3 protein-coding genes and 1 pseudogene are annotated in these 3,277 nt (G+C 70.4%); 3 read left to right on the top strand and 1 reads right to left on the bottom strand.

Annotation, left to right across the window (positions count from 1 at the left end; genetic code table 11):
• Positions 1-125: pseudogene (locus tag H0U68_RS09235) on the top strand (IS630 family transposase); the annotation flags it as partial.
• On the opposite strand, the gene H0U68_RS09230 reads toward H0U68_RS09235, so the two are convergent.
• Positions 122-799, bottom strand: a complete 678-nt coding sequence (locus H0U68_RS09230) for a phosphoglycolate phosphatase (RefSeq protein WP_296354838.1) — start codon at positions 797-799, stop codon at positions 122-124. The pseudogene H0U68_RS09235 and the gene H0U68_RS09230 sit on opposite strands and share 4 nt — an antisense overlap.
• 287 nt (positions 800-1,086) lie before the next feature.
• On the opposite strand from H0U68_RS09230, the gene H0U68_RS09225 reads away from it, so the two are divergent.
• Together H0U68_RS09225 and H0U68_RS09220 are read left to right on the top strand one after the other, a co-directional pair.
• Positions 1,087-2,907 (top strand): FAD-binding oxidoreductase, encoded by a 1,821-nt coding sequence (locus H0U68_RS09225; protein ID WP_296354836.1) that lies wholly within the window; start codon positions 1,087-1,089, stop codon positions 2,905-2,907.
• Positions 2,895-3,277 (top strand): AMP-binding protein (locus tag H0U68_RS09220; RefSeq protein WP_296354834.1); only part of this gene is annotated, 383 nt, incomplete at its 3' end. The genes H0U68_RS09225 and H0U68_RS09220, both read left to right, overlap by 13 nt.

Here is a 3,277-nt window from a genome sequence, read left to right as displayed (position 1 = left end):
GCATCGACCATTTCGTCAACGCTCACAACCAAAACTGTCAGCCGTTCAAATGGACTGCGACCGCCGATTCGATCCTTGAAAAGCTGCATCGACTTTGCTCACGTATTATCGGGACAGGACACTAGGCCAGCAGCGCCGGCAGTTCGGCCAGCGAATCGAGGAAGCCGTCGGCATCCACGGCCCGAATGGGTTCGCCGTGGTTGTAGCCGTAGGTGACCAGCAGCACCGGGCAGCCGGCGGCGCGCGCGGCCTGCGCGTCGTTGCTGGAGTCGCCAACCATCAGCGTCTGCGTCGGCAACATGCCCAGGTGCTCGCAGGTCTTCAGCAAGGGCATGGGGTCGGGCTTCTTGCGCGCGAACGCGTCGCCGCCGAAGACCGCGTCGAAGAAGCCGTCCAGGCCCTTGGCCTGCAGCAGCGGCAGCGCGAACGCGGTGGGCTTGTTGGTCAGGCAGGCGAGCTTGAAGCCGCGCGCGCGCAAGGCGGTGAGTCCGTCCACCACGCCGGGGTACACGTCGGCATGCTGGCCGTTGATTTGCAGGTAGTGCCGCTGGTACGCATCCCACGCTTGGCTGTACAGCGCGGGCGGCGCATCCACGTGCGCCAGCACCGTGCGGATCAGGTGCTCCGAGCCTTTGCCGACCATGCGGCCGATGGTGTCGCGCGGCACGCGCGGCAGGCCGAGCGCGTCGAGCGTGCGGTGCAGGGCGACGGTGAAATCGCCCAGCGTGTCGACCATCGTGCCGTCGAGGTCGACGATGGCGGCGCGCAGGGCTGCGAGGTTCAGATGGAAGGTGTTCACAGCGCAAGGATAGGGCACCCATGCAAGTTGTAATTTGTCCGCAACAACCGGGAAACGTGCCGCCGAACCTGCCTACACTGGCGCTGCCGAGCGCCAACGCTGCGACGGCGTGTCACTCCAGGGAGCCAGCATGAACAACAAGCCACACCACCGCGTGCCACGCCCGCGGCCAGCCATCCCTCTTTCCTGAAAAACCGACCCGTGCGGCCCCAAGGCCGCACCGCGTTCCGGCAGTGCGTTGCGCCGCCGGGGAATCGAGCATTCCTTTTCATGAAAGAGCTTTCGCGATGAGCATCGTCGTGATGTGCCGGCTTGCGCCGTCCTCGGTCGATATCTTCCTCGGACCGCAGATCACCTGCCGGTCCGACCTCGCATCCCAGCCGCACCACGCCGTGCTGGCGGAACTGTCGGCCCTGCGGCCCACAGTCGTGGTGGCGCGGCAGGACCAGCTGGCCACCGTGGCGCAGCTGCAGGACCATTTGCCGGAATGCCGCTTCGTCCTCTACGGCCTGGCGCTGCCGGGCACCGCGCCCATCGACACATCCGCGCTGTCGGCGCGCTGCGCCCTGGCGACGGCGGCGAACTGGGAGCAGGCGGAGTACGAGGCGTTCGTGCTGGCCGAATCCATGGCCCGGCCGCGCGCGGGGCCGGTGCGTACGCCCAACCCGCGGCGCGCAGGCAAGGTGATCCTGGTTGGCGCCGGCGTGGTCAACCTCGTGACCGCGCTCGCATTGCGCAGCCGCGGCCACGACGTCGCCGTGTTCGACCGCATGGCCGATCCGCTGGCCACGGACTGCGCGCCCGACGGCGCCGGCGCCACCTTCAGCGGCCGCGACGCGCGCATCTTCTCGTTCAACGAGTCGCGCCACCATCTCGCGCGCTCGCCGCTGCACGGCGGCGCCGCGCCCACACAGTTCCGCCGACAGGTCTGCGACGACGGCTGGCTCTCGCGCGACTACGACGCGCTGTCCGAACGAGACCGCGGCTGGATCGGCCAGCTGGAAACCGTGCCGCCCTGGGCCGCGCTGGCCTACGGCAACGACCTGATCGATTTCAACAAGGGCAGCTGGCGCAGGTGGCCGGCCCTGTTCAGCCTGTATCCGGAACTGCTGCAGGAGTCCAACTACATCGGCCGGCTGCTGCGCATCTACCAGACGCCGGCCTCGTTCGCTGGCGGGCAGCGCGCGGAAGCCGAGATCGGCGCGCTGTGCGCGGCCATCACGCTGCCCGAGCTTGCAGAACGCGAACCCGCGCTAGCCGGCGCGGTGCGCGATGGCGCGATCGCGGGCGCGCTCGAGGTGCGCGGCTTCTCGCTTGGCGTGCAGCGCTTCAGCCGCAACCTGATCGCGGTGCTGCAGCGCCTGGGCGTGCCGTTCCACTGGCGTCACGCGCTGGACGAAGTGCGCCTGAATGCCGGCGGCGAGGTGGACGCCCTGGTGATCGGCGGCGCGCGGCACCGCGCGGACGACTACGTGATCTGTCCCGGTGCCTATGGTGGCGCCATCAAGGGGCTGGAGACCACGTTGGCCGACATCGGCGCCATGGTCGGGATGTGGATCGCGTTGCCCAACGACGACGGCGCGCCGCTGGCGTCGCCGCTGAAGGTGCGGCGCAGCGCGTTCGCCAGCCGCGAGGCGGCCGAGGGTGCCAACATCACGCCCGGCACCGACGCCGCGGGCCGGCCGGTGCTGCACTGCAGTTCCGGCCACGGCTTCATCGGCATGGCGCCCAGCGACGTCGATGCCGCCGACCTGCCGCAGCTGGCGCGCTGCATCCAGGAAACGGCGCGCGAGCTGTTTGCCGACAAGTTCCGGCGCGTCGCGCGCGACGGCGCGTTCGGCGGCGAGGTGCACCACTGCATCCGTCCGTGGACGCCCTCGGGCCTGGGCATCCTGGACATCCGCGCGGCCGTGGGCGGTGGCCGGCTGGTGCTTGCCGGCGGCCACAACACCGGCGGCTTCGCCCAGTCGCCCGAGATCGCCGAAGCGGTCGCCAGCGCGCTGGAGGGCCGGCCACACCCGATGCACACCCTGTACCACCCGCGGCGCTTCGCGAGCGTCTTCGCCGCGCCGGCTACGGTGCAAAGGCCGGTGCCATGCCCCGTATGACCGCGCAGATGTCCAACGACATGACCGAGCCGACGCGGCCGCTGACCGCCCTGCTGCTCGACGGCCTGCGCCACGGCGATGCGCCGGTGCTGATCGACCGCGACGGCGCCGTAGCGCGGCCGGAGTTCGCAGGCTGGGTCGCCGCGCAGCTCGCCGTACTGCGCGGCCACGGCCTGGCGCCCGGCGCGCGGGTCGCCCTGCACGGCACGGCCTCGCCCGCGCTGATCGCCACGCTGGTCGCCTGCCTGCTGCAAGGCCTGGTGATCGTGCCGGTCGATGCCGACCTGCCGGCCGCGCGCAAGCAGCTGATCCTGGACCTGTCGTTGCCGGCGCTGGTGCTCGATTTCTCGCAGGACGGCCTGGACGTGCC

It is taken from the genome of Ramlibacter sp., assembly GCF_013697775.1.
Classification (GTDB): domain Bacteria; phylum Pseudomonadota; class Gammaproteobacteria; order Burkholderiales; family Burkholderiaceae_C; genus Ramlibacter.
Note: the sequence above shows the minus strand (reverse complement) of the source record. Positions and strands in the feature narration are given on the sequence as shown.